Source organism: Shewanella livingstonensis, assembly GCF_003855395.1.
In the GTDB taxonomy this organism is placed as follows: Bacteria; Pseudomonadota; Gammaproteobacteria; order Enterobacterales; family Shewanellaceae; genus Shewanella; species Shewanella livingstonensis.
This window is the reverse complement of sequence record NZ_CP034015.1, coordinates 4,230,234-4,249,891: the sequence shown is the minus strand read 5'-3', so window position 1 is coordinate 4,249,891 and position 19,658 is coordinate 4,230,234. Positions and strand designations below refer to the sequence as shown.

Sequence of the window (19,658 nt, the reverse complement as noted above, 5' to 3'; positions counted from 1 at the left end):
AATGCGCCTTATTTTTTAATATCTTGTACTAAGTATTCATTGGCTTTAGCTAAGCTTCCAAAAGCCAAGATAAGATTATCTCGGCCTTTATCTTGCAGTTCAGGGTTACCTGATTCAATCATCATCCATACCCATGTTTGTATTAGTTGTAATGGTGGGTATTGAGTTTCTGAGCTATCCAACATAAAGCATCCTTTAAACTAGTAAATCGGTGTTTGTTTATCATCAAACAGGCGTTTATCTGTAGCTGAAGAGTAACAAATTCTGCTTACAGAAATAACTCTATTTAGATTAAAAAAGCACAAAATAGTTAAAATAGTTAAAAAAATAGTATTTTTGCCTAACTAAATGTCAATAAAAGTAAGCCTAAAGTATTACGGCTGGTAAGCCGCAACCCCTACTTTATAATAAATAGTAGATTGTCATTATTGCAGCGTAATGTGACCTATGTTTGGTAATAAAATGGCATATAATAAGACAATCAATATTAGTGTGTCGTAAATTTACTATAACAGTGGTAAATAACTGGAGTATAAATGAGACCTTCTGCATATTTTGAAGGCCCGGTAGGGAAGTTAAATTGGCATGTTTTACGATTATTATGGCCATATTTACTAGAATTTAAAGCGCGTGTGATATTGGCAATGATTTGCTTGATCGTTGCTAAGATCGCCAGTGTTGCACTACCATTTATTTTAAAAGAATTAGTCGATACTTTAGATAAACAATCTTCAGCTCAGCTTATCGCTGTTCCCGTTGGGTTGGTGCTAGCTTATGGTGCGGTTCGTTTACTCAATGTCATTATTGGCGAGGTACGCGATACATTATTTGGCCGAGTTACTGAACGCGCTATTCGTCGTCTGGGTCGAGCTGTTTTTGAGCATTTACATCGACTCGATCTTGATTTTCACTTAGACCGTCGCACCGGTGGTTTGTCTCGTGACATTGAGCGTGGCACTAGCGGTGTTAGCTTTTTAATGCGCTTTATGGTGTTTAATATAGTGCCAACATTACTTGAGATTGCCTTAGTTATCGGTATTTTCTTTTATAACTATGGCGTCAGTTTTGCTCTTATTACCTTATTCTCTGTTGTGGTCTACATTGGTTATTCTGTAATGGCGACAGAGTGGCGCACTGGTTATGTTCGCGATGCAGCTAGAGCGGACTCACTGGCTAATACACGTTCAATCGATAGTTTGTTAAATTATGAAACCGTAAAGTATTTTAATAACGAAGAGTTTGAATCACAACGATATGACTCAGCGCTTGAGCAATGGGAAGTTGCAAAGCGCAAAAACCGCTTATCATTATTTGCGCTGAATGGTGGCCAGGCACTTATTATAGCCGTTGCTATGACCGCCATGATGGCGCTAGCGGCTTATGAAGTGAGCCAAGGTTCGATGACAATTGGCGACTTTGTGTTAATTAATGCATTTATGATGCAGTTGTTTATTCCATTAAACTTTTTAGGATTTGTTTATCGCGAAATTCGCGGTGCATTAGCCAATATTGAACGCATGTTTGATATTTTAGACAAACAACCGCAAGTGTTAGATTCTGTTGATGCTATTGAAACCAGCCCTACAATTGGGGCGATAAAGTTCACTGATGTGAGTTTTCATTATGACCAACGAGCTATTTTAAACAGTGTCAGTTTTGAGGTGCCAGCGGGGAAGAAAATAGCTGTAGTTGGAGACAGTGGCGCAGGTAAGTCTACTATCATTAAATTGTTATTTCGCTTTTATGATGTTGCCAGTGGTGCAATCACGATTGACGGTATTGATGTACGCCAGCTCAGCCAGCAGGCATTACGCCGAGCTATCGCTGTTGTACCTCAAGATACTGTATTGTTTAACGATTCCATTTACGAAAATATTCGCTATGGTCGCTCAGATGCGACTCACGATGAGATTATCGCGGCGATTAAATTGGCTCATTTGAGTGACTTTATTGAATCACTACCAGATAAAGGCAACACTAAGGTGGGCGAGCGAGGTTTAAAACTTTCGGGTGGCGAAAAGCAACGTGTTGCTATTGCTAGAGCGGTGTTGAAAGGGGCACCCATTTTAGTGTTCGATGAAGCCACATCGTCATTGGATTCACGCTCTGAGCAAGCCATTTTGAGTGCTTTGCGAGATGCAGCAAAAGGTCATACAAGTTTAGTGGTAGCCCATCGTTTATCGACCATTATTGATGCAGACCAAATAGTGGTACTGAGTAAAGGTAAAATTGTTGAGTATGGTACTCATGCAAGTTTGTTAGCTAAACAAGGTCTTTATGCTCGCCTTTGGCACATTCAGCATGAACAACAAAACCTACCCACGGGTTAAGTGCAGGCAAACGCATATTGCTTTATGATGTTGTAGGGTAAAATACTCTTAATAGATGTTTATTATTACCGCGTGTTGGGTGACGGTTATCATGAGCAAAGCCGTTAGGCTGAGTATAAATAACCTCTTAAAGTGTAAACACCCTATAATTGCATACTTTAAGAGCTCTAAATGTGTATAAATGGTCTTGTTACATGTATGGTCAATGAATTTTTTGACGATAGTGATCAACCTCGTTAATCTATAGCGTAATATGTGGATGACTTATCTCAGATAACTTTATTTTTCAATCAATTGGATTTTATAAAAGGTGCGAATTCGTGTATAGAGGTGACTTGTGCATAATATTGCGTTAATTGCGGCGCTAGAAGGCACTCAACATCAAGTGACTACCGATTGGTTTGCTATTATGGCAATGCTAAAAACGCGTAATATGTCTGATGACGCTATTAAAATAGTATACAACGATTTGCGTGCAGGTTTAAGAGTGACGACTCGCGGAGTGACCTTAGCTAAAGCGATGGACAGCGAACTCGATGAGAGTGCTGTTTAATCTAATCTAATTAAATGACCTTATATTGGACACATTTCTCTCGTTTAATTCTGTTTAATCAACTCACGCTGTTCTATCGATTGGCATACATGATGCTGAAGAATTGTTATCAGCGGATCTCTTTGAATGCTCAAATGGCATTAATCGCTAAATTAGGCTTGTTTGCCAGATTAAACACTTGGAAGAAGATAGTGATAGAGTGAGTTGATTTGTGTTGATGAGTACTATTCTTGATTGTCGATGACTTACTTTTTCTGCCAACCTATGCACACCATTTTTATCAGTGCAGCTGGAGACGGGTCGAGTGTTAAGCGTTTAATTTTACCTTGCTCAAAACACACTAATTCACCTTCGATCTCTGTCATTCGATTACAGTTTTTACAGCTTAAACTCAAGCCTTTGGTGTTTAAATCTGCTGCAGTCGTTTTTATATTCAACACGAAACCCTCTGGATTGATGTCCCTTTAAAATCACGATAAGACCGCTTATTGTGACCGATATCACTTATGTTGTACACCTTTTATAATTTTCGGCAAAGTAATCCTCCAAGCGCACCCCCAGTTATTAACTGAGGGTGCAGGCTTTCATCTTACTGCATATGGCGGTAATGTTTGTCTAACGTCACTGCGACCCCAGACGACTGCACTATTCGGGCATGATGGCGGGTTAGGTATCTGGGGTCCGTTACGCCGCAAGAATGTGCGATCATGGTTAAATCGTAATGTAAAAAATGATTATAGTTTGCGACTCGCGCAGATTTATCCTTAGGATCTAAGCCTTTTTGTAGACGGGTATTATGGGTAGTGATACCGGTTGGGCAGGTGTCTTTATTGCACTGCAGCGATTGAATGCAGCCTAAAGCAAACATATTACCGCGAGCAGAAGCGATAAAGTCTGCTCCAGTGGCTAATGCCCATGCGACATAAGAAGGCATGATCATTTTACCTGTTGCGATAACCTTAATTCGTTGCTTAAAACCGCGTTCATTAAGTAAATCAACCAATAAAGGTAAGCTTTGGCGTAATGGTAAACCTACGTTATCCATCAAGGCTTGAGGCGCCGCACCTGTACCGCCATCTGAACTGTCTAAAGTAAAAAAATCTGGTGCATGTTCAATTCCACGGCGCTCAATTTCATCTAAAAATTCAGTTACCCAAGACATATCGCCCAATACTGCCTTAATGCCAGTTGGTTTGCCGGTAATATCTCTTACCTGATTTATCATATCGACAATGTCAGCAACATTATGTAATTCAACATGGCCGTTAGGGCTAATAGAGTCTTGCCCCGCTGGGATCCCGCGAATGGCTGCAATTTCTTCGGTCACTTTTACCGCGGGTAAAATGCCTCCCTTACCGGGCTTAGCACCTTGACTTAACTTAATTTCAAACATTTTAACTTCAGGATGGGCTGCTATATCGATGAGTTTTTGTGGGTCTAAATGACCTTGCTCGTTTCGCACACCGTATTTGGCGGTACCTATCTGAAACACTAAGTCACAATGGCCTTTAAGATGATACGGACTTAATCCACCTTCACCAGTGTTAAGCCAACAACCGGCTTTGGCTGCGCCATGAGATAACGCCGTGACTGCTGGGCGAGATAATGCACCAAAGCTCATCGCTGAAATATGACAAATTTTGTCGGTTGTATAAGGATGTTTGCAATTGCTACCTATGGTGACAGCGATGATGTTGTGGGTGTCATAATCACTAACCGGAAAGACTGAGTTCATGAACATCACAGCACCGGGTTTATCTAACACTTGTGTTGAGCCAAATGCAATTGTACGGTCTACATTTTTGGCGGCGCGATATACCCAACTGCGCTCGGCACGGTTAAACGGCAGCTCTTCGCGGTCTTGAGAAAAAAAGTATTGTCTAAAAAACTCACCTTGTTTCTCAAATATATATCTAAATCGACCAATAACCGGGTAATTGTGCCGAATGGCTTGTTTAGTTTGTAATTTATCCGCAATAAACATGTAGATTACTGCAATCAGTAATAACCAAAACAATACTAAGAAAAGTCCAGAGAAAATATCTATCCCCCACATAAACCAATGTTGTTGCGGCATATTCTTCTCCTTAAATTGAATGTAGTACGCTTGGTTCATTGCGAATAATCTAGTCACAGCAATACCGGTAACAATAGTAAAGTAATCTTATAAACTAGGCGTATTAGCAATATCAAATACGGGTTAACTATATCGTTAAATTTTTGGCCTTGCTATAAAACGATTTTCTTTAGTCGTTGTAGCTCATTTACGGATACGCTTGTGAGGATGTCAATGCGATATTTATCGGTTACGACTTCAGCTATTCATTTTTTGGTCGATAATTAGGCTATCTATCATTTTAAATAAGAAATTATTATGGATATTAAAAGTGCCATTTCACCTAATGTGACCACCGCCCGAGAAAACAAAGGCGATTCAATTAGTGCAGCCAATTCATCAACTCAAACAGGGGCTAATAATACGAGCTCAGCAGTGAATAGCTCAACTAAAGTATCTATCAGCCAACTTAGCCGTCAAATGATGAACAATACTATTCTGGCTGCACAAGAAGAAGTGAGTATTGCTGCTGGCGACAAATCAATGGCATTACTTTATCGCGCTGCGATTGAAGCCATTAACGAAGAACTTGCACCTACTCTGGGAGAAAACTCGGTTCAAAAGAGTGTTGATAGCGGGGTTGATTACTCACCTGAAGCAACTGCAGATCGTATTGTTAGCTTTGCAACAAAGTTTTTCTCTACTCATCAACAACAAAATAAATCTATGGGGCTAGATGAACAAGTCGATAGTTTTATGTTGAAAATTGGCGGCGCCATTGATCAAGGTTTTAAAGAGGCTAGCGATATATTGTCGGGTTTAAAAGTATTAGAGGGTGATATTGCTGCTGGTGTTGATAAAACATACGAGTTGATACAGCAAGGATTAGCGCAATTTAGGCAAGATAAGTTACCTAAAGATGAATCACAAAGCGTGACTCAAGCTACTTAGTCTTTTATGATTGAGATTGGCTTTCAGTGAAAGGATAGTGACTATGTGGACAACGGGTAAAGTAATTGAACGTATTGATTGGAATGAAAAATTATTTTCATTACGTATCAAAACCGATGTTGAACCTTTTATCGCAGGTCAGTTTATTAAGCTCAGTCAGATGCGAGATGACAAGCGTGTTGCTAGAGCATACTCATTGGTTAATCCGCCAGGTTGCGACTATGTAGAAGTATTAGCTGTGGCGGTTGAGGATGGACAGTTATCTCCAGATTTAAAAGCATTAAACCCAGGGGACAGCATTGAAGTAACGCCCAAAGCAGCAGGGTTTATGACCCTAGATGAAGTGCCCAAAGGTGCATTGCAGGGTAAGCATTTGTGGTTCTTTGCTACTGGCACTGCAGTTGGCCCTTTTATCTCTATGTTGGCAACCGATGAGCCTTGGCAACGTTTTGAAAAGGTTGTACTCGTTTATGGTGTCCGTCTTGGCGAAGATCTTGCTTATTTGGACACGATTAAGCAGTTTATTGAACAACATCCACAGCAGTTTGTATTTATTCCGATTGTGACCCGTGAAGATTATCCCGAAGGTTTATCATGTCGTATTCCTGACGGTATTAGCAGTGGATTAATTGAACAGAAGGCGGGGTTAGGGATTAATGCCGAACATTCCCAAGTCATGATCTGTGGTAATCCAGGGATGATAACGGATGCTCAAACAGCGTTAGTCGAAAAAGGCTTGGTAAAAAACCTTCGACGAGCACCTGGGCAAATAACCGTTGAAAAATACTGGTAATAGCCTAGTGAATCGCAATACAGCAATGGTTGCGCCAGCTCGCCACATTGACTGACAATATGCTAATGGCTACGTTAAGTATTACGTCTTTAGCGTTGCAAATAAAACAGCACTTGCTCCTTTTGATATGATCACTTACCCTATCGCAATTGATAACTATTATCAATTGCGTCGGTGGCGGCGGAATATTGTTTCAATTAGGGAGCGTAGATTAATGAAATTGCTAAAAAGTGTCGCATTATTAAGTTTGGCTTGTGTGGCTTCTTCTGTCACTGCAGCAGATGCACTAACGGTTTATTCTTATCGCCAAGCCTTTCTGATTGAACCTATTCTGGAAAAATTTACCGAACAAAGTGGTGTTGACGTTAATATTGTATTTGCTAAAGATGGTATAGCAGAACGTATGGCACGAGAAGGTCGCTTATCTCCTGCTGACGTGGTGTTAACATCAGATTTCTCTCGCTTAATGGAGTTGGTGGATAAAGATCTTGTTTCTCCAGTTGAAAGCAATGTTATTAACAATAATATTCCGCCTCAATATCGCTCTCTGCAACACAACTGGTATGCACTGACGATGCGCGTTCGGAATCTATATTCTTCCAAAGATCGCACCGGTAAAATTGATATTGATTACGAAGATTTAGCCTCAACAGAATACAAAGGCAAAATTTGTACTCGCAGTGGTAAACATCCTTATAATGTAGCATTAGTGGCGTCTATGATTGCTCATGACGGTGAAGCGAAAACGAAAACCTGGTTACAAGGGGTCAAAGCTAATTTAGCTCGCAAGCCTCAAGGTAACGACCGTGATCAAGTATTAGCGGTTAAAGAAGGCATGTGTGATATTGCTATCGGTAACAGTTATTACTACGGCAACATGCTGATGGATAAAAACCAAAAAAGCTGGGCGCAAGCGGTGGAAATTAATTTTCCTAATCAAAAGAACCGTGGAGCTCATGTCAACGTATCTGGTATGGCATTAGCCAAACATGCTCCGCATAAAGACAATGCAGTTAAGTTAATGGAATTCCTAACCTCTGATATGGCACAAAAAATGTATTCTGAAGTGAATATGGAATATCCGGTTAAGGCAGATGTGGCACCGTCTGAATTAGTTGCATCATGGGGTGATTTTAAAGCAGATAGCCTACCTATCTATAAGTTAGCTGAATATCATCAAGATGCAGTAAAATTACTAGACGAAGTAAAATTTGATCTTTAATTGAAGCTTATTTAAACATTACCAGCGCACGGTGAATTATCTCGATTTTATTGATTATATTAATCACGATGTTTAGTGCGCTGAGTTAACTCGGTATTATTTATGATTTTAGGTTTAACCAGAAGCTGGTCGCTTGCTGGTTATTTTATTGCGGCGATATTAATCTTGCCGCTGATTGCCTTAATAGTGCAATCCACTCTTCCTGATCAAGCTGTATTCAGCCATTTGTTCAATACAGTACTGCCGACATACATCGCTAATAGCTTATTATTGATGTTGTTCGTTGGGCTTGGCTCTCTATTATTAGCTATTCCTGCTGCATGGTTAATTGCCCGTTGTGATTTTCCTTTTCGACGTTACTTTCAATGGCTATTATTGCTTCCATTAGCCATGCCAGCTTATATTGTGGCTTATGTTTATACTGATATGCTCGACTATGCTGGCCCGGTGCAACGCACGCTAAGGGCTTGGTTTGAATGGCAATCACCCCATGACTATTATTTCCCCGCAATACGAAGTCTTGGCGGCGCAGCAATAATATTGTCGTTAGTCTTATTTCCTTATATTTATTTATTAGCGCGCACCGCTTTTATGGAGCAATCTTCAAGTTTGTTGTATGCCTCCCGCGTAATGGGCTGTAGTCCTTGGCGCAGTTTTTGGCGGCTGGCATTACCCATGGCAAGACCGGCTTTAGCCGTAGGTGTCGCACTTGTGGCAATGGAAACCGCAGCAGACTTTGCTACTGTAAGCTATTTTGCAGTGCCAACATTAACTACTGCTGTTTACGATACCTGGCTTGGCTATGGCAGTTTAACGGCAGCGGCAAAGTTGTCAGCTATTATGCTACTGGTGGTTTTTTCTATGGTTGGTGTTGAACGGTTTGCTCGTCGTAAACAACAATTATTTCAAAAACAATCAATTCTGAATGAAGCAGACCGATATGTACTGTCATCAACCAAAGCTTGGGTTGCTTTAAGCTATTGCTCCTTATTGTTGTTTATGGCCTTCTTACTGCCCTTTATGGTGTTATGTGCTTATGCTATTGATTATTTTAACGTGAGTTGGGATGTGCGTTTTTGGCAATACAGTCTAAATAGTTTATACATTGCCGCTATCGTCAGTGGTGTGTGTATGGTGTTATCACTGATACTGATGTTTGTACGCCGCGTCAGTCCGCGTAAAAGTGATCATCTTCCATCTAGACTCAGTAGTACCGGTTATGCCTTACCCGGCACCGTGCTGGCGATTGGTGTTTTGGTGCCACTGACATTTATCGACTTTGCAATTAATGATGTTTACGATTGGCTGGGTGAGCGTGGGCCAGGTCTGTTGTTGACCGGCAGCGTGTTTGCACTGGTTTTTGCTTTTTGTGTTCGATTTATTGCAATATCTATCGGCAGCCTAGAGAACAGCTACAAACGTATTTCTCCTTCTTTGGATATGGCATGTATTACTCTAGGACGAACGCCTAGTCAGCTACTATGGCGAGTGCATCTACCTTTATTACGTAAAGGCATTTTTGCCGGTGCATTGTTGGTGTTTATTGAAAGCATGAAAGAGCTACCCGCAGCGTTATTGTTGCGCCCGATCGGATTTGAAAACCTAGCCACTTATGTATTTCAGTTTGTCTCAGATGAAAAGCTTGAGCATGGTGCATTAGCCGCTATTGTTATTGTTTTAGTAGGACTTGTTCCGTTGATTTATCTTAATCGCTCATTGGAGCAACAAGGCTAATTATGTCAACCTTAACCATTGAAAATGTGTGTAGTGATTATGACGGTCAAGTGGTGTTGCGCCATTTAGATCTTACCCTGGCACAAGGTGAAATTGTCGCATTATTAGGCCCCAGCGGTTGCGGCAAGACCACACTACTGCGTGCGATTGCGGGTTTACAAGCCATTAGTCAAGGTAGCATCAGTATCAATGGGCAAACGTTGAGTGGTGATGGTGTGTTTGTTGCGAGTGAGCAGCGTGGTATAGGGATGATATTTCAAGATTATGCCTTATTTCCGCATTTAACTGTGGCAGACAATATCTTATTTGGGGTAAATGAACTCAATCGTACTGTGCGGTTAGCTCGATTAGAAGAAATGCTCGAGCTGGTTAAATTAACCGGATTAGCATCGCGTTATCCGCATGAATTATCTGGTGGTCAACAGCAACGAGTGTCGATTGCGCGTGCATTGGCATATCAGCCAGAATTATTATTGTTAGACGAACCGTTTTCTAATATCGATGCGCAAGTCCGTAACGATATGATGTTAGAAATTCGCGCCATATTAAAACAACGTAATGTTAGCGCTGTGTTTGTGACTCACAGTAAAGATGAAGCATTTGTGTTTGCAGATAAACTGGCTTTATTTAAAGATGGCGCCATTATTCAGCACGGCGAAGCCGAAGCGTTATACCGCGCGCCAAGAGATCGCTACGTTGCCGATTTTTTAGGAGCCGGTAATTATTTACCTATTGTGGTCACTTCTAGTCATCAAGTGCAGTATGCTTTGGGCCACCTAAGTAGCACTGAAGAATTATTTTTGCCCATTGGTAGCCAAGGGCAGTTATTATTAAGACCGCAACAAATTGAAATTTATCCTAGTATTAATGGCCGTGGGTGTATTGTTCAAAGGCATTTTCTTGGTACGGTATGCCATTATCAGGTTCAAATAGGCGGTGTCATTTTGGATGTTAGTAGTCAATCAACAACATTAATCTCAGGTCAACAAGTTGATATTAGTATTGCTGCACACCCACTGGTCATTTTTAGTTAAAAGTGGCTGAGGCCGTCTACAGTGTTAGGCATAATAATTTACCTCCGCTTGAGATAATTTACGGTTACCAAATCGTCATTTTATCGCAAAATGGGGAGGTAACTTGCAGCAATCCGCGATTAACCCATCGAATATAATCGATGGCCGCTTGTACTTAAAATCATCAGCTTGATACCAGATAAGTAAATTTTTAAGCCTGTAAATAACGTCGGCTTACTTATTCTATCCTTTTGCCTAAGTTGAGGTTCGTTAACGATTATAATGAATGATCAAGCTGTTATCTGACTAATATGAGTATAATGGGTATTACAAATAGACTAAATGTGAGTACACTTCAAGTAATTTACCGTTGATTAAGTTAAGCTCTTTGCTAGTTAATAATGAGTTAAATTAATCAGAGATGTTAATCACTCGCTAATAACATTAATGCGTTAAATTATTATCATTTAGGCCGACATTTAGTATTAAGGTGGATCAAGTTAATATGGGTAACCAAGCTATGCCTCGTGAACAGTTAGGGATTTGCGCAGAAGGGAATTTACACAGTGTATACTTGATGTTTAATGCCAATGACGGTGTTGAAGATCAGTTACGTCCATCTATTGCTAATGTAGCGCAATACATTTACGAACTCACGGATCAATATGCCGACAGTGCTTTTAATGGCTTTTTGGGTATTGGGGCTAACTTTTGGGATACCTTTTATCCTGAAGCACGCCCAGCACTCTTAAAACCTTTCCCGGCTATGAATGAAGGTAATCGAGATGCTCCAGCAATGGAATATGATCTTTTTGTCCATATCCGTTGTGATCGTTATGATATTTTGCATCTTGTCGCTAATGAAATTAATCAAATGTTTGAAGATTTGGTTGAGCTAGTCGATGAAGAGCGTGGTTTTCGTTTTATGGACAGCCGCGATTTAACCGGTTTTGTTGATGGAACTGAAAATCCTAAGGGACGCCAGCGTCAGCAGGTTGCGCTTGTGGGAGATGAGGATGAAGACTTTGTCTCTGGTAGCTATGTTCATGTCCAAAAATATATGCATAACTTAAGTAAGTGGCATCGTTTACCGCTTAAAAAACAAGAAGATATTTTTGGTCGAACTAAGGTTGATGATATTGAGTATGAATCAGAAGATAAGCCATTAACCAGCCATACTAAGCGAGTCAACTTAAAGGATCCACAGGGTAATACATTAGAAATTTTACGTCAAAGCATGCCATATGGTTCGATTAGAGAACAAGGTTTGATGTTTATTTCAGTGTGTCGCACTCCGGAGCATTTTGAACAAATGCTCCGCAGTATGGTGCATGGTGATGGTCATGGAAATCATGATCATTTAATGCAGTTTACCAAAGCGCTGACCGGATCGTCATTCTTTGTCCCATCACTGGATTTTTTAACTCAATTTGATGATGTGTAATCGTTAATTTTAGATAATAAAAAGCAATGCCATGGCATTGCTTTTTTATTTAATGGTTTGTTATTCACTATAATTGAATAAAGATCTAACAGTCTCTAAAGTCTCATCGATCGTTTTTATACTTGCTGGACAGATAAAAATTGTGTCATCGCCTGCAATGGTACCTAATATCCCTTCTGGTTTGCCTATTGAATCGAGCAAACGTGCAATTAATTGTGCTGCACCTGGGCTGGTTCTTACCACGATCATTGCTTGGTTATGATCAACATCGAGTACTAAATTTTTAACTGGGCTACCCGCAGTAGGTACTCCAAGCTCGGCTGGGAGACAATACACCATCTCTTGCTTAGCGTTACGAGTTCGTACAGCACCAAATTTGCTGAGCATGCGTGATACTTTAGATTGATTAATATTACCGAATCCTTCGGCTTGAAGCGCATTAACAATCTCGCTTTGGCTTCCAAAACGTTCTTCTTTCAGAATCGCTTTAAAAGTGCGTACGAGCTCATCCTGATTTCTTGTCGCTGGCATAGTGATTATTCATCTTATAGTTGTTATTCAAAAATCTAGCACATTTTGAATAGATTGACTGATTAAGTCAAGAAAGAATCAGATTTGCTGAATAAAAATTCATTTTTATAGTGGAACCTTAAGCTGACACAAGTGGCTGTTCCTAGGACCCATTTAAATGATGGATATTAGGGCCTGTTGATCTTTCAAGGTTATTTTTGCAGCGAATTGTTGGCCATTTGTACAAGGCAGAGACTTTGAGGTGTAGTTATTCTACATAAAAAGTCGATAACACAGTAAAAATGGCCAACAAACGCTGCCCGAAGGGTTCGGCTAAAAACGTTTTACTCTTTGTTGAATGCATTTTGCTTAGATGACTAGGCATCAATCCATTCGCCTTGATTAAAACGTTTTTAACTCGAACAAAATTCAACCAGCAAAGATCAACAGGCCCTAGGATATCGGCTACGATTGTTTTGTCAGAACCAGTAGCGTATCACCATTTATAGACAATAGATTGAGTTTTCCTTTTGAAAAATCAACTTGCTGTACTAATGAAATAGCCTGCATCAGTTCGGTTTCTTGGGTCATCAAACTATCAACGCAGGCTTTCATGGTGGTACCTGATGGTGCAAGTTGTAGCAAGTTACCTTGCTGAGCGTAACGACCAAAAAACTGATTACAGCTATTATTACCGGTTAGCTCACCGTTTGGTGCAAAAGTTAAATTTGCTGGACTATTATTAACCGTCGGAGTGTCGAGAACGACGTCTACATGCCAAGTACCAATTAATTGTTCATTTGAGACAATTTGAGTGTGGTTTTGACAAGCACTAAGGCCTAAAAATATAACCGCGGCGCCGAGAATATGCTTTATCATGCGAAGAGAGTTCCAAATACTAAAAAATTGCCGTTATTCTACTACTTGAACATTAATAAGGGCGTAAATAATTGTAATGTTTTGGATTCATGAACATTATTTAACGTATTAAAGAGTGTCAAATGATCAAATTAGTCAAAGTGTTGCATATCATTGGTTTAATCATGATGTTGGTGGGCGTCGGCTTATATTGGCAAAGTGATGTAGGTCAACAAGTCAGTGGTATGTTAGTGATTGCGTTACTCATTGGCGTAGGAACATTAATTATGTCTCCGCTGCCTGTTGCGCTAGTGATAGAATGGGCCAAGAAACAATCTCCCCATTCAGGTTCAAAGGAATAATCATTGTCATTTATTATCCGTAAGGCGTTATTAACCGATGTTGCTGCTATTGTGCAGTTAGAGCGTGCTCATGTAGATGATGAGTTGTTTGGTTCAGATAACCAACTTCATGCCCACTCGTTCACCAAAAGTGAAGTGAGCCAGCTTATCAATCAACATTGGTTTATCGTGGCAGAAGAACAAGGCCAAATCATTGGTTATGTGATGGCTGCAAAATGGTCATTCTTTTCTGCGCAGCCATTGTATCGTCATATTATCCAAAAAATTAGGTTTGCTGAGTTAGAGGGTCAAGCCTTATCGACGACTAATTCGTGTCAATATGGACCTGTTTGGATTCAAGAATCTAAACGTGGTCAAGGCGTGTTTGTGGCGTTAGTGAGTGAGTTAAAAACACAAGTAAGCGCTACTTTTCCATTTATGGTGACCTATGTTGCCGCAGATAATGCGCGTTCGTTAGCTGCACATCAACAAAAAGCGGCGATGACAGAGATAGAAAAATTTAGTTTTGAACAACGTGACTATTGTTTATTGGCCACCTCTAATGTTGCACTCTAGTTAAGCTAGATTTTATTGCTAACGTGGTTGTTTATTAACTTTCCTTTAGAGATAAACGGTTATTAAACAACTTTTTTAGAGTCTATTGTATTGCCAATAATTATGTTGAAGCAGCGACTAACCCACTAAGGCTATTTGTTAGCAAAACACATAGCAAGTTTAACGTTACTCGCTTTAAATCAATCGATTTATCCCACCTTTTATCTCGAGCTGAGATTAATTAGGAATATTATGGTCGCTGACTTTGAAACACTTTTTTCACCATACTGTCATTTAAGGTTATCAGCGTTCGACAATATGAAGCTAATAGCTGCGGTATTGGCAGACGCGACTGAGTCTTATGAGTGTGTTGAAGCTGATGTGCAAGGTGAACAAAATCCGCAATTGCAGCAAGCAGGATATTTTGTGCGCTGGAATGATATGTGGTTATTTTGTGGTGTAACCAATGACTACCATGCCGCGATTACAATGTTTACCCAAGTTGAGCGTATCAATCTGACGTCAATAAGTGTCAAAGAGGTGCCAGTAATGAGTATGCAGCAAGTATCATTTATGTGTATTGAAAGCTCGCATTTCGATCACTGTTAACGTATTTGATCGCATTGGCTTAATGTTAATCGGCATCTTCCCTTTGTACATTAGGATTATTTAGCTAAATAATTGATACAAATAATTGATACAAATTATTGTTCAGGATTAGTTAACTGCATCAACACCAGTGGTCGTTCTTCAGAGTGATAACGATAATATAATTGAGTGATCTCTGCCGGTAATGCCAATAGTGCTTCATTGTCTATCACTACAAAGTGTTGCTGTTGATATAAGCCTATTAACCACGGGTGAGCAAATAAGAAGCAATGTTTAACTTTTAAAGTTGGCGCAATAAACTGCAATAATTGAATTGAAAGTTGCAGGCCGCGATAATCAGGATGAACCAGTAATCCATTGACCAGTTGATATCGACCTATCGGTTTAACTCTTATTGCGGCAATAATTTTCAGTTGTCTGTATTCCGCTTCATTAACGTCATTACTACCGTTATTAATATCACGACTAATATCATCTCGACTATTTTTAGCCGTCGAATCTAGATGATGGATCACTGCAACGGCTTCTTTTTGGGCTAGTCGCGCATAAGGCATATAACGGCGATAGAATAATTTAATCGCAGACCACTCTTTTATGACGGAGAGTTCAATAGCAGCGAGTTCATCCTCAGTGACTTTAACTGCAGTAGGATTGGTTATCACCGATTTATTTGCAATCGGTTTAGCCTCAATGGATAACGATGTAACAGATGGTTTGAGGTTTGCCGTTATTTTTGTGTCCAGCCAAGTCGGTTGATACATAACAAAATCCATTGTTGAGACCAAATCGTTGCCTTTAAAGTGATTACTACAAATGAGGTATCGTAAATAACATAAAACCGCCAATGGGCGGTTTTATGTTTGATATCGTTTTAGCGTAATCAACAAGCTACAACGTTATGACGATATATTTAGTTTGCTTATTATAGTCCGGCATCTGCACGGAGAATTTCAGCTTTATCCGTCGCTTCCCACGGGAATATATCGCGACCAAAATGACCATAAGCCGCAGTTTGTTGATAGATTGGACGCGCTAAATCTAACATTGCCGTTAAGCCATATGGGCGTAATTCGAAGTGTTGACGAATTAACTTGATCAATACTTCTTCAGACACTTTACCAGTACCGAATGTTTCAATACTAATAGAGGTTGGCTCTGCAACACCAATAGCGTAAGACACTTGTAGCTCACAACGGTCAGCAAGACCAGCAGCAACGATGTTTTTAGCTACATAACGTGCAGCATAAGCTGCGCTACGGTCTACTTTTGATGGGTCTTTACCAGAGAAAGCACCACCACCATGACGCGCCATTCCGCCATAAGTATCTACAATAATCTTGCGGCCTGTTAAACCACAATCACCAACAGGGCCGCCAATGACAAAGCGACCAGTAGGGTTGATAAAGTATTTAGTGTTTTTGTTTAACCATTGCGCAGGTAATACCGGCTTGATGATGGTTTCCATTACCGCTTCAATCAAGTCAGCTTGGGTCACATCTTCACGATGTTGAGTTGATAATACAATCGCATCGATACCGATGATTTTTCCATCATCATAAGCAAACGTGACCTGGCTTTTAGCATCTGGGCGTAACCAAGGTAGTGTGCCGTCTTTACGGACTTCAGACTGACGCTTAACTAATTTGTGGGCATAAGTAATCGGTGCAGGCATTAATACGTCGGTTTCATTGCTGGCATAACCAAACATTAACCCTTGGTCGCCCGCGCCTTGCTCTGCAGGATCTGAACGATCAACACCTTGGTTAATATCTGGAGACTGTTTGCCAATAGCATTTAAAACAGCACATGAATCAGCATCAAAACCCATATCTGAATTGGTATAACCGATTTCGCGTACCGTTTTACGGGTAATTTCTTCAATGTCGACCCAAGCAGAAGTGGTGACTTCACCGCCCACTAATACCATACCGGTTTTGACATACGTTTCGCACGCAACACGAGCTTTTGGATCTTGCTCAAGTATTGCGTCTAATACCGCATCAGAAATCTGATCGGCGATTTTATCTGGATGACCTTCTGAGACCGACTCAGAGGTAAACAAGTGCTTTGCCATAATAGGAGAATCTCGTTGGTTGCATTTGAATATACGTCTAGACGTCTATTTTAGTCGAAATCTAATTTGATAACACCCCTTTATACGAATTTAACTGGAGAATTGTGCAGTAGTGCAGGAATATTTTATATTCACAATGAGTGTGTTTAGCTGGTGGGTCAATCAAATTACTGATTATAATGGGTATTAATGGTTTGCGTTGATCTGTTTTAATCACTTTGGTGCCATTAATTGAACAATATCAAGGTTGATTATTAGGCCTTAGCTGAAGATATGATATGTTTTTTACCGATGTTGAGTTGCTTTTTAGCTTGACTGTCAATAAATAATTACTCGGTTCATCAATGTCTCTGATTGGTTTTTATCCTTGAGATGTGGTGCATAAAATAGAGCTGTTTTGTGACCTGCAATGGTTAAAATGTGGTTTATTAATGACAAAAAATGTAAACTGAGAAATTTTAATTTGCGTCACATCGCCTAGTAGGGGAAAATATGGCTTCACAATTGCCCGCTAAACCTTACAAACAAGCAGGAGAGAGCATGTCATCTCGTAAAGTACTCGCTAACGCTATTCGCGCCTTAAGTATGGATGCGGTTCAAAAAGCCAATTCTGGTCATCCAGGTGCCCCAATGGGTATGGCTGATATCGCCGAAGTGCTATGGAATGATTTTCTAAAGCATAATCCAACTAATCCTAACTGGGTCGATCGCGATCGTTTTGTTTTGTCAAACGGTCATGGCTCTATGCTTATTTACTCTTTACTGCATTTATCTGGTTATGAATTGCCAATTGAAGAGCTAAAGCAATTCCGCCAATTACATTCAAAAACACCTGGCCATCCAGAATATGGTTATACACCTGGTGTTGAAACGACAACGGGTCCTTTAGGTGCTGGTTTGAGTAATGCTGTTGGTATGGCGATTGCTGAAAAAACCTTGGCAGCCCAGTTTAACCGTCCAGGTCACGACATTGTCGATCACTTCACTTATTGTTTCTTGGGTGATGGTTGTTTAATGGAAGGTATTTCTCACGAAGTCAGTTCATTAGCCGGAACATTAGGCCTTGGAAAGTTAGTGGCATTTTGGGATGACAACGGTATTTCTATCGATGGTCATGTTGAAGGTTGGTTCACTGACGATACCCCTAAGCGTTTTGAAGCTTATGGCTGGCATGTCATTGCTGATGTAGATGGCCATAATCCAGATGCTATCCGTGCAGCAATTGAACAAGCTAAATCTGTAACAGATAAACCATCTATGATTTGCTGTAAAACCATTATTGGTTTTGGCTCGCCGAACAAATCGGGTAGCCATGATTGTCATGGTGCACCATTAGGTGATGCTGAAATTGCCGCCGCACGTGAGTTCTTAAACTGGCCACACGCGCCATTTGAAATCCCATCAGATGTGTATGCTGGTTGGGATGCTAAGCATAAAGGTGTTGCTAACGAGTCATTATGGAATGATAAGTTTGCCGCTTATCAAGCTGCATTCCCAGAGCTTGCTGCAGAATATGAACGCCGTGTATTGAAAGGTGACTTACCTGCAGATTTTGAAGTAAAAGCACAAGCTTTTATTCAAGAAAGCCAAGATAAAGCTGAAGGTATTGCGAGTCGTAAAGCGTCTCAAAATGCGATTGGTTTCTTTGGTGCTATGTTGCCTGAATTACTCGGCGGCAGCGCAGACTTAGCCGGTTCTAACTTAACGCTTTGGTCTGGTTCAAAAGGCATACAAGACGATCCTGCCGGTAACTACATCTATTACGGTGTACGTGAGTTCGGGATGAGCGGTATTATGAACGGCGCGTCGTTACATGGTGGTTTTATTAACTATGGCGCAACCTTCATGATGTTTATGGAATATGCGCGTAACGCGGTTCGTATGTCTGCGTTAATGGGCATTCAAAATATTTTCGTTTACACCCATGACTCTATTGGTCAAGGCGAAGATGGTCCAACCCATCAGCCTATTGAGCAATTGGCTAACTTGCGTTTAACGCCGAATATGGCCGTTTGGCGCCCATGTGATGCAGCAGAAACGGCTGTTTCATGGAAAGTAGCCATTGAGCGTCGTGATGCTCCTACATCATTAATCTTTAGTCGTCAGGGTCTTAAAGCCCAAGCGCGTACCGCTGAGCAATTAGCTAACGTGGCTAAAGGGGGTTATGTACTGTCTGATTGCCAAGGTACTGCTGATGTGATTTTGATTGCAACAGGTTCTGAAGTGCAATTAGCTATGGATTCTGCTGTAGAGCTAACCAAACTAGGTCAAAAAGTACGGGTAGTGTCTATGCCTTCTACTACCGAGTTTGATAAGCAAGATGCTGCTTACAAAGAATCTGTACTACCAAAAGGCGTCACTAAACGTGTTGCTGTTGAAGCTGCCCATACTGATTTCTGGTACAAGTATGTTGGTTTTGATGGCGGCGTAGTGGGTATGACTACCTTCGGTGAGTCAGCTCCTGGTGGTGATTTACTTAAACATTTCGGCTTCACTGTTGATAATGTAGTAAAAACTGTCCAGTCTTTAGGATAATCATCTGAGATTAAACACTTATCTATTAAGTGTTTAATCTGTATAATAACGGCTTGCAATACGATTGCAGGCCGTTTTTT

The 19,658-nt window shown here is 40.5% G+C and carries 19 protein-coding genes; 12 read left to right on the top strand and 7 right to left on the bottom strand.

Annotated features, from left to right (window positions below):
• Nucleotides 1-8: 8 nt before the first annotated feature.
• Nucleotides 9-185, bottom strand: coding sequence for a hypothetical protein (locus tag EGC82_RS18455; protein WP_124732044.1), 177 nt, complete (start codon nt 183-185; stop codon nt 9-11).
• A 351-nt stretch (nt 186-536) separates the two neighbouring features.
• Between EGC82_RS18455 and EGC82_RS18450 the strand changes: the two genes are divergently transcribed.
• Nucleotides 537-2,330: an ABCB family ABC transporter ATP-binding protein/permease gene (locus tag EGC82_RS18450; RefSeq protein ID WP_124732043.1), complete on the top strand. Its 1,794-nt coding sequence runs from the start codon at nt 537-539 to the stop codon at nt 2,328-2,330.
• A gap of 337 nt (nt 2,331-2,667) precedes the next feature.
• Nucleotides 2,668-2,883: a hypothetical protein gene (locus EGC82_RS18445; protein ID WP_124732042.1), complete on the top strand. Its 216-nt coding sequence runs from the start codon at nt 2,668-2,670 to the stop codon at nt 2,881-2,883.
• Between the two features lie 245 nt (nt 2,884-3,128).
• Here the strand turns inward: EGC82_RS18445 and EGC82_RS18440 are convergent, their stop codons facing one another.
• Nucleotides 3,129-3,320 (bottom strand): hypothetical protein, encoded by a 192-nt coding sequence (locus EGC82_RS18440; RefSeq protein WP_124732041.1) that lies wholly within the window; start codon nt 3,318-3,320, stop codon nt 3,129-3,131.
• A gap of 152 nt (nt 3,321-3,472) precedes the next feature.
• A complete protein-coding gene (locus tag EGC82_RS18435) occupies nt 3,473-4,960 on the bottom strand; it encodes an FMN-binding glutamate synthase family protein (protein ID WP_124732040.1) in 1,488 nt (495 codons plus the stop codon).
• Nucleotides 4,961-5,257: 297 nt separating this feature from the next.
• On the opposite strand from EGC82_RS18435, the gene EGC82_RS18430 reads away from it, so the two are divergent.
• The 6 genes from EGC82_RS18430 (at nt 5,258) to EGC82_RS18405 (ending at nt 12,096) form a co-directional block, all read left to right on the top strand.
• A complete protein-coding gene (locus EGC82_RS18430; protein ID WP_124732039.1) occupies nt 5,258-5,890 on the top strand; it encodes a DUF5610 domain-containing protein in 633 nt (210 codons plus the stop codon).
• A gap of 43 nt (nt 5,891-5,933) precedes the next feature.
• A complete protein-coding gene (locus tag EGC82_RS18425; protein ID WP_124732038.1) occupies nt 5,934-6,683 on the top strand; it encodes a ferredoxin--NADP reductase in 750 nt (249 codons plus the stop codon).
• 214 nt (nt 6,684-6,897) lie between these two features.
• Nucleotides 6,898-7,905, top strand: a complete 1,008-nt coding sequence (locus tag EGC82_RS18420) for a Fe(3+) ABC transporter substrate-binding protein (protein ID WP_124732037.1) — start codon at nt 6,898-6,900, stop codon at nt 7,903-7,905.
• Nucleotides 7,906-8,007: 102 nt separating this feature from the next.
• Nucleotides 8,008-9,639: an ABC transporter permease gene (locus EGC82_RS18415; protein ID WP_124732036.1), complete on the top strand. Its 1,632-nt coding sequence runs from the start codon at nt 8,008-8,010 to the stop codon at nt 9,637-9,639.
• A gap of 2 nt (nt 9,640-9,641) precedes the next feature.
• Entirely contained in the window at nt 9,642-10,673 is a 1,032-nt protein-coding gene (locus EGC82_RS18410; protein ID WP_124732035.1) for an ABC transporter ATP-binding protein, read from the top strand.
• A 484-nt stretch (nt 10,674-11,157) separates the two neighbouring features.
• Nucleotides 11,158-12,096 carry a Dyp-type peroxidase gene (locus tag EGC82_RS18405; RefSeq protein WP_124732034.1) on the top strand — a complete coding sequence of 313 codons (939 nt, stop codon included), beginning with the start codon at nt 11,158-11,160 and terminating at the stop codon, nt 12,094-12,096.
• Nucleotides 12,097-12,156: 60 nt separating this feature from the next.
• Here the strand turns inward: EGC82_RS18405 and argR are convergent, their stop codons facing one another.
• Nucleotides 12,157-12,627, bottom strand: coding sequence for a transcriptional regulator ArgR (gene argR, locus EGC82_RS18400; RefSeq protein ID WP_011636127.1), 471 nt, complete (start codon nt 12,625-12,627; stop codon nt 12,157-12,159).
• Between the two features lie 444 nt (nt 12,628-13,071).
• On the bottom strand, nt 13,072-13,485 hold the full coding sequence (locus tag EGC82_RS18390; protein WP_124732033.1) for an META domain-containing protein: 414 nt from the start codon (nt 13,483-13,485) through the stop codon (nt 13,072-13,074).
• Nucleotides 13,486-13,607: 122 nt separating this feature from the next.
• Here EGC82_RS18390 and EGC82_RS18385 point away from each other — a divergent pair, with 122 nt between their 5' ends.
• The 3 genes from EGC82_RS18385 (at nt 13,608) to EGC82_RS18375 (ending at nt 14,969) form a co-directional block, all read left to right on the top strand.
• Nucleotides 13,608-13,826, top strand: coding sequence for a hypothetical protein (locus EGC82_RS18385; RefSeq protein ID WP_124732032.1), 219 nt, complete (start codon nt 13,608-13,610; stop codon nt 13,824-13,826).
• A 3-nt stretch (nt 13,827-13,829) separates the two neighbouring features.
• Entirely contained in the window at nt 13,830-14,381 is a 552-nt protein-coding gene (locus EGC82_RS18380) for a GNAT family N-acetyltransferase (RefSeq protein ID WP_124732031.1), read from the top strand.
• 231 nt (nt 14,382-14,612) lie between these two features.
• On the top strand, nt 14,613-14,969 hold the full coding sequence (locus EGC82_RS18375) for a hypothetical protein (RefSeq protein WP_124732030.1): 357 nt from the start codon (nt 14,613-14,615) through the stop codon (nt 14,967-14,969).
• 95 nt (nt 14,970-15,064) lie between these two features.
• On the opposite strand, the gene EGC82_RS18370 is transcribed toward EGC82_RS18375, so the two are convergent.
• Both EGC82_RS18370 and metK read right to left on the bottom strand, forming a co-directional pair.
• Entirely contained in the window at nt 15,065-15,730 is a 666-nt protein-coding gene (locus EGC82_RS18370) for a GNAT family N-acetyltransferase (protein ID WP_124732029.1), read from the bottom strand.
• 161 nt (nt 15,731-15,891) lie between these two features.
• A complete protein-coding gene (gene metK / locus EGC82_RS18365; protein WP_124732028.1) occupies nt 15,892-17,043 on the bottom strand; it encodes a methionine adenosyltransferase in 1,152 nt (383 codons plus the stop codon).
• A gap of 540 nt (nt 17,044-17,583) precedes the next feature.
• Between metK and tkt the strand changes: the two genes are divergently transcribed.
• Nucleotides 17,584-19,578, top strand: coding sequence for a transketolase (gene tkt / locus EGC82_RS18360; RefSeq protein ID WP_124732707.1), 1,995 nt, complete (start codon nt 17,584-17,586; stop codon nt 19,576-19,578).
• The last annotated feature ends 80 nt before the right edge of the window (nt 19,579-19,658 follow it).